The organism is Pseudomonadota bacterium, from assembly GCA_039033415.1.
Classification (GTDB): domain Bacteria; phylum Pseudomonadota; class Gammaproteobacteria; order Xanthomonadales; family SZUA-38; genus JANQOZ01.
This window is the reverse complement of the sequence record JBCCCR010000005.1, coordinates 237,438-245,265: the sequence shown is the minus strand read 5'-3', so window position 1 is coordinate 245,265 and position 7,828 is coordinate 237,438. Positions and strand designations below refer to the sequence as shown.

The 7,828-nt window shown below is 59.8% G+C and carries 5 protein-coding genes; 1 reads left to right on the top strand and 4 read right to left on the bottom strand.

Translation table 11 applies throughout. The features are described 5' to 3' along the window. The first annotated feature begins 271 nt into the window (after window positions 1-271). Window positions 272-844, top strand: coding sequence for a hypothetical protein (locus AAF358_05885; protein ID MEM7705062.1), 573 nt, complete (start codon window positions 272-274; stop codon window positions 842-844). A gap of 6 nt (window positions 845-850) precedes the next feature. Here the strand turns inward: AAF358_05885 and AAF358_05880 are convergent, their stop codons facing one another. The 4 genes from AAF358_05880 to AAF358_05865 form a co-directional block, all read right to left on the bottom strand. After that, a complete protein-coding gene (locus AAF358_05880; protein ID MEM7705061.1) occupies window positions 851-1,825 on the bottom strand; it encodes an alpha/beta hydrolase in 975 nt (324 codons plus the stop codon). Between the two features lie 95 nt (window positions 1,826-1,920). Then, entirely contained in the window at window positions 1,921-4,371 is a 2,451-nt protein-coding gene (locus AAF358_05875; protein ID MEM7705060.1) for a TonB-dependent receptor, read from the bottom strand. Between the two features lie 318 nt (window positions 4,372-4,689). Continuing rightward, window positions 4,690-6,138, bottom strand: coding sequence for an FAD-dependent oxidoreductase (locus AAF358_05870; protein ID MEM7705059.1), 1,449 nt, complete (start codon window positions 6,136-6,138; stop codon window positions 4,690-4,692). Window positions 6,139-6,184: 46 nt separating this feature from the next. Then, window positions 6,185-7,804, bottom strand: a complete 1,620-nt coding sequence (locus tag AAF358_05865) for a GMC family oxidoreductase N-terminal domain-containing protein (protein ID MEM7705058.1) — start codon at window positions 7,802-7,804, stop codon at window positions 6,185-6,187. Between the last annotated feature and the right edge of the window lie 24 nt (window positions 7,805-7,828).

Sequence of the window (7,828 nt, the reverse complement as noted above, 5' to 3'; positions counted from 1 at the left end):
TGTTGAGGGCTGTGTCTACGTCATACCTGCTGAGGATCCTGGGTTTGACGTAGCGGTGTTCTACTGGACGAGGACGGATGGAGCGCTGGCCGACGCGGAACTCGCTGAGGTGCTGAGCGTTTGGTTTCAAGACGTCTGGCCTTTCGAGCGCGTCCAGTATTTGCGGTAAGCAGACCGATGATACATCCGGCTTTTGCGTTGCGATTAGTCGGATGCCCTTGAGTCTGCTAGCTACCTGCTGTACCACGGGTGCCACGCGTTACAATGTGCTATGTCCGACGAGCTCGATAAGCTTCGCCCTTTTCCGACCGTCGTAAAAGACCGGGTCTTCGATGATCCGCGGGAGATTCGCCGCTGGGCGCTCAGCCAGGAATTTCTCGACTGCGAGGCGTTTAACGCACGCCACGGGACCCAGGAATCCTGGCCTGGATCCCGTGGGCCGTCGCTGCACGCGACCCACGAGCAGTTTGTCACGCAGTTCACGGCGTTTGTCTTGAGCGACGTGCTGCGCTTTCCGCCCACCAATTTTCGCTGCAACTGCTCGTTTCAGCTGACGTTGGCCGGCGACGGAGATAGCTGGGTTCACCGCGACGCCCAGCTGTATCGGTTGGCAGGTCTGGTCTACCTCACTCCGCGCGCGCCGCTCGACGGCGGAACGCTGTTCTATCAGGAAACCAACCCGGGCGAGTATGAAATCACGGACGTGATCGCCAACCGATTCAACCGCCTGCTCGTGTTTGATACGCAGGTCCCCCATAAATCCCACCAATACTTTGGCGAAGGCAAAGAGGATGGTCGGCTGACCATGCCCTTCTTTATCAACTTCGAGCTGAAGGAGGATTGAGTCGGGTTAGCCGTTCAGGTGCTGATCCAAAAAAGCACGCACGTCCTTGGCCGTTTCCTCGGGGCGCTCGATGTGGATGAAGTGGCCGCCGCCTTCATAGACGATCTTCTTAACTACCGGTGCGTTCACCAACGCCGCGCCAAAGGCATCAGCCGTCGACACGGACAGTCCGTTGCTGTCGCCGCCCCAGAGCACCAGCGCTGGAGCTCTGACGTGACTCAACACCCGTTCCGGATTGCCGCGTTCGTAGAGCCGGCCGGCGACGAACGACTCGCAATCTCTGCCGATGACGTTGGCGTAGTCGGTTTTGCGAGCGACGAGCTCCGGCGTGACCTTCTCGGGATCATTGATCATGATCTTCAGCATCTTTTCGAAGCCATCCGTCGTAACCGCTCGGGGTTTGAAACTCATCGAGAAATCGCGCGCGCGTTCGTTCGTGCCGCGGCGGCCGCCGTATTCAACGCCCGCCGAGTTTTGCAGAACTAACGCAGTTACGCGGTCCGGGCGGGTACTGGCGTAGCGGAAGGCAACCAGGCCACCGTAGGAGGTGCCGGCGATGGCAAACTGTTTGATGTCCAAATGATCCATCAACGCATCGACCAGCATCAGGTAACGGTCAATCGAATAGTTGCCGCTGGGCACAGCGCCGGTCAGGCCGAAAGCCGGCAGGTCTAATCGCACAACCCGATAACGGTCTTTGAGTCTTGCCACCCAGTGGTCGTAGTCTTTCAAATCGCCGGAGGAGCTGTGTACCAGCAATACGGCTGGCCCGCTGCCTTCATCTTTGTAGTGGGTATTGATTCCGTCCAGACCCTCGAGCACCGCAAACTTTGAGTCGGGGTCGGCGTATTTGTTGACGATGGCCTCGTAGGTAATGGTGCCGGCAGAAGGTTCGCCGCACTGCGTGACGGAGGGTGGGTGCTGGGCAAACGCCGGCGCTGCGGCGGCGATAAGCAGCGGAAGGTACAAAAAAGACTTCATGCTGATTCCTCCCTGAGTGGAGGTTTGACGGAGATAAAAAAGGCAGCGACGTTTGAACGCCGCTGCCCCTTAAGTCAGTGATTGATCGGGTGCGCTTACTGCCCGAAGCGTGCGGTGACCGTCAGACCATAAGTACGCGGTTCCGGCAGGGATACAAAGTACCCCAGGGTGCCTGTCAGGAAGCTGCCGGTGGTGCGACGGGAGGCGAGCACCGGATCGTCGTCGAGCAGATTCTCAATCCAGAACGTAACGCTGTAGCGATCGTTGCGCCAGCCGCCTCGCAGATTGTGCAGCCACGCCGCCTCGGTTTCGGCCAGGTTGATCACCCAGGTGTAGGCTTCCGACTGATACCAGGAGTCCAGCCTGGCAAACCACTCGCCACCACGCTGGCCGAAGATCTCGCCAGCCGGCATGGTCCAGTCCACGCCGATATTGCCGGTGTGATTCGGCGACTGGGCGACTTCTCTGCCACTGGCATCTGGACTGCCAAGTACCCGGGTGGATTGCCCATCCAGAAACTCCTGGATGTCGGTCTTGGTGTAGTTGTAGCCCCCGCTGACGGCCCAGTTTTCGTTAAAGGCGTAGCTGCCTGCGAACTCAACCCCCCAGATATCCGTGCTGCCGTTACCCTGAAAATCGATCTGCTGACCAAGCCGGTCTGAGCCGGCAACAAAACGACCGTCACCGTTGCTGTCTACGTCCCGCTGGAAATTGCCGAAGCGCTGATTGGTCCAGTCCATGAAGTAGGCCGCGCCATTGATGAAGCCTCGGCCGTTGGCAAGCGAGTGTTTAAAACCCACCTCGATTGACTCCAGCTCCGCTTGCGCAATGTTGTAACCGATACCTGGGTTGTCGGCCTGGAATGCCGGCAACGCCACCGTGGGCTCAAGCTGGATGACCTCGGTGTTGAAGCCGCCCGGATTGTTGCCTTCGGAATAGCTGCCGTAAACCATCGTGTTTTCGGACAGCCTATAGTCCAGGATCACCCTGGGAAGGGTGGCATCGAACTCGCCCGACAGCGGAAGCTCAGCGCCGCCGAACTGCTGCGCGGTTGCGATGGCCAGTTCGTCGGTGCTGGAGTCCAGCGGCATGGCTTCCTGGATCACCGAGCTGGCGATATCCAGGGTTTCCTCTTCCCGCCGCAGCTCAACGCTGAGCGTGAGCTGATCGGTGATATCAAAGCCGATGCTGCCGAAAATCGCCTTGTTCTCTATGGCCTCCATGGCTTGGGGGTTGACGCCAAAGAGTCCGGGGGCGCCCCTGGGCTGGCCCAGAGAGAACGGTCCTTGAGGTCCGGGGCTGGGGAAGCCAGCCTGCCCGCCCTGGAAATACTCCAGGTCAAGGTAATAGGCGCCGACCATCCACCGGAAGCGCCGGTCCTGCGGAGACGTCAGGCGCAGTTCCTGCGAGAACGACTCATCATCCCACGACGCAAAAACGTCCAGTTCGTCGGGGATCTGGGCCTTGTAATCGCTGAGAGATTCCTCATACCAGCCAGATACGGACGTCAACGTGTAGCCCGAGCCGTTGATGTCCCAGTCCGCGATGAGCGACATAAATTCGTTGTCGACCTCGTAACCAAGGTCGTCGGCAAATCTCGTGTCGTCGAGACTCGAGGTTTCAATGGAGGTGCCCCGTGTCAGCAGGCCAGCGTTCAGGGTCCCGCAGAAGTAGTTGCTAAAGCCTCCATTGAAGGGCCCACAGTTGTTGTTTTCACCGGCAATGATGAATTGGTTAGCCGGTCCGTCGTCGTCCTGGTTATCCAGGTACCGAAATTTGATCGATAGATTTTCAGTCGGCGTTGCGTAAAGCGTCAGGCTGACGGTGTCGCTTTCCCGCGCGCCGATATCGCCAAACTCCTCGCCGGGCCGCGCTCCTCCGGGTGGTGGCGAGTTATCCCAGGCTCCGTCGTAACGGTAGTAGCGCCCCGAAACACGGAAAGACAGCTTGTCTTCGATCAGCGGACCTTCGGCGGCCACCCACACGTCCTGGCGTCCGTTGTCGCCCACGATGGCCTGAACGTCACCGGTGAACTCGTTGCCCGGTGTTTTGGTGATGTAGTTGATCGCGCCGGAAAATGTCGAACGACCAAAGAACGCGCTTTGTGGACCCTTGACGACCTCAACCCGCTCCAAGTCAAACATGGAGACCCACTGGCTGCTGCCGGACAGATAGACGCCGTCGATAAAAGACGATGCGGTCTGCAGCTGGCGTTGCACGTTGTTGGGCGGCTCGATCCCGCGGAACCGTATTGATGAGTTCCGCCGGCTCCCCGTCTCGTTGGCAATGACAACGCCGGGCGTGAATTTGACGATGTCTTCGACGTTGACGATCTGCTGTTTTTCGATCGACTTCGCGCTGAAGGCCTGCACGCTGAGCGGAATATCCTGAATGGACTCCCCCACTTTCCGGGCAGTCACGATGAGCTCCTCAAGAAACTCTTCATCGGACTGGGCGCTGCTCTGGCTCCAGGCTATTCCCGGGGCTGCTAGCCCCGCTGCAGAAACCGCCAACGCGACAGCGCTAGTCTTAAAACCTCTGGACATGGTCTGGACCCTCCGGGTGTACCGTTTTAGTAGTCAGCCACGATCAAGCCGTGCCTGTGTCCCCTCATTACCTAATGTTAAAAATATGTAACATGCTCATGAAATTAGCATCGCGACACAAAAGCTGTAAAGCGTCTATGTTGGTCGTGAAGTGATAGCGTCATCAGACTTTTGCATGACTGCCGCCTCGCGCGGCTCTAGGTAGGCGCTTTCGCCGGCAGGAAGACGACGGTGAATTTCGCGAACGGGAATTCCTCCCTTCGCGTGTGGGTCAGGTTGCAGGGCCTTTGCCGATACCTGACGCGAAACTCGAGGCCTCTAGAGCTGCTGCGCAATCTCCATCGCAACCCGCTCTCCAGATTCCATGGCGCCCTCCATACCACGATTCATCTGCGCCGTATGCTCACCGCAGAAATGCAGCCGACCATGAGGTTTCGCCATGGTGGGCACAAAGTCGCTGACCTGCCCCGGAGCGAAGATCGCCCAGTCGCCGGCATTGTGTGGATCGAGCCACCAGGAGTGAAAACCCACGGCCTCAAGCGAACCTTTGGCGGCAGGCCGGAGTCGCTCGATTTCCGCCACGGCAAAGTCCTGCGCCGCTTTGGACCCCATACGATCTAATCGATCGGCCACCCAGCCTCGGGTATTGACGACCAGCCCCGTGACTTCAGCAGGGTCGTCGCCAAAGCGTTGGGCCATGACTGACCCTAGGCCTCCGTTGGTCCACATACTCGGAGACAGCTCATCCGCTTCCCAGAAGGACTTTCGCGGCTGCAGAAAAACTAACGTATTTCGCATGTAGCTCAAGGTTCTGACCGCGCGCCGTTGCTCACCCTCCAGGGCTGGCGTCAGCGTAAGGTCTCGAACCTTGGAGAAGGGCAGAGAACAGACCACAAAACGGGCCCGGTATGCCTCACCGTTTCGACATCGGACGTGAACGGCATCGGTCGTCTGCTCAATGCTCATCACCTCACGCTCGAGACGAGCCTCCTCCTTGAGTCGCCCGGCCATGGCCTCGGTGAAACGTTGGTTGCCACCCTCAACGGCAAACGCCGCCGGACCGAGCTTTATCTGCTCCGAAATCCAGCGTTCGTTGAACAGGTACATCAATGCTGAAACGTCCCAGGCTGAGGTGCCGTAGTAGGGTGCCGTGTCGTTGGCCAGGCGAATCTCGCCGTCACTCAGTCCGTGCTGTTTAAAGTAGTCATGCAGCGGGATATCGAGCGAATGCCGGTCGGCGCTGAGCCACTCGGTGGAAGCTCCGAGCGGATTTTTGCCTCGGGTGCGAGCAGGAATCAGCTCCCATGGCATCTTGTCTCGAAAGCCTTCGGGAAAAGGGTTTCGCGCAGACTTAGCCCATTGGGCGCGCTCGAGGATTTTCCCATCCATCACGAGCGCCGGCGGCGGGGCGCCGAAGATGCGTGGGGCGTAGTCGATCAGATTGAGGTCCAGGCGGCGGGCCATATCAATCATTCTGGCGTACCCGCTGGCCATGGTATTGCCCCCGACTTCGGGGTGCCCGGGGAGGTCGTAGAGCGTGTGCAGTCGTCCGCCGATTCGAGCGCGACTTTCGATCACCTGCACCGATGCGCCGAGTTCTTCCAGCAACAGAGCGCTGTTCAGACCGGCCAGCCCGGCCCCGATCACCAGCACGTCGAGCGGCTTGCCGCCCCCGCCGGCGAAGCTCCGGAACGGTGTGGTCGCCAGGCCGGCGGCGATACCCGTCAGGACCCTACGGCGCGACGTGGAATCAGGTGCTGCTGTCATGGCAAGAGGGCCTCTCGAACTTACGCAAGGCCAGCATACGACATTTCTACGGCGAGGCTGACGAACGATCCTCCCGAATCATCGCCGCCGCTTTGTCCGCAATCATCAGCGCTGTTGCGTTGGTGTTGGCCCGTGGAATGATGGGAATGATGGATGTATCAACCACGCGCAGGCCGTCAACGCCCCTGACCCGCAAACGAGGATCGACGACCGATGCCTCGTCGGCGCCCATTCGACAGGTGCCCGACGGATGATCGCCGCGAAAAGCCGTCTGACGCACGAAGTCGTACCATTCGCCGGTCGGTGCTTCGAGGCTAAGGGGGAAATCGACCTCGTCGATCACGTCCGCCAACGGCGCGGTGTTCAGCAGCTTGAGCGCCTGTTTTGCTGCCTGCGCAAGGCGCTCTACATCCTCTTCAGCTTCGAACATCCTGTGCTGTACCTGCGGCGGCACGTTCGGATCAGCCGACGTCAGGCGAACGCGTCCGCGCGACTTCGGCAGCATCAAACAGCAGGCCATCGAAATGCCGTCCCGCGAATTGAGCTTGACGCCGTCACCGGTGGTGTTGATACCGAAGTGCACGAGGCTCAGCAAGATCTGCAGGTCGTGGGCCGGTTCGCGATCGGACGATCGAGCCAGGAGCTGGGCCACCGTTGTACCGACCGCCGCGGCGCCGCGGCCGCGGATTAGCCAGTTGAGGAGCACAAAAGGCATCCGTAGCGGTCTCCCGGCGCGATTAAAGCTCGGTAGATGAGTAAACGCTTTGACGTAAATGCCTGGGTGTTCCATCAGGTTGGCGCCAACGTCGCTGCTGTCGTGAACTACCGGGATATCCAGCTCCGACAGACTTGCTGCCGGGCCAATGCCGCTGCGCATCAGCAGCCCGGGGGAGCCGATCGCTCCGCTCGAGAGGATGACCTCGCCAGTGCAGTGGGCCTGATCCATATGGCCGCCACGAAGGTACTCTACGCCGCATGCCCGTTCGCCGTTGAAAATAATTCGGGTGGCCTGGCAGCGGTTGCGGATGGTGAGATTGGGACGGCCCCGGGCCGGGTTGAGAAACGCCTCCGCCGCGCAGTGGCGTCGGCCGTTCTTGATCGATGCCTGTGTGACTCCAACGCCCAGCGTTGCCTCGCCGTTGTAGTCGGGGTTAAATGGATGTCCGGCGTTCTTGGCAGCCTCGATCCAGCGGTCTACCAGCGCCGGTTTTTCGGCGGGATAGCTCACGCAGAGTGGTCCGTTGCCGCCTCGAAAATGATCCGCGCCACCCTCGAACGACTCGATGGCCTTGAAGTGGGGCAACAGAGACTCGTAATCCCAGCCCTCGCAGCCAAGCTCATGCCAGCCATCGTAGTCCGCTCTGGCACCCCGCATAAACAACATCCCGTTGATGCTGCTTGAGCCGCCAAGCCCTCTGCCCCCCGACCAGCTGTCGACCAAATCCGCTCGGGTAGGGTCTGCGACCGCCGGGTATTTCCAGTTGTACCGGTCCTGGAAAATGGCGGAGGCAATGCCCGCCGGAATGCGAATGGCGTAAGCGTTATTTTCGCCGCCCGCCTCCATGAGCAAGACTCGTATCTTGGGATCCTCCGAGAGGCGATTGGCCAGTACACAACCGGCGGAACCCGCTCCGATAATGATGTAATCCCAGGATTGTGACGTCATCAAGCAAGCCACTGCAGCGCGGCA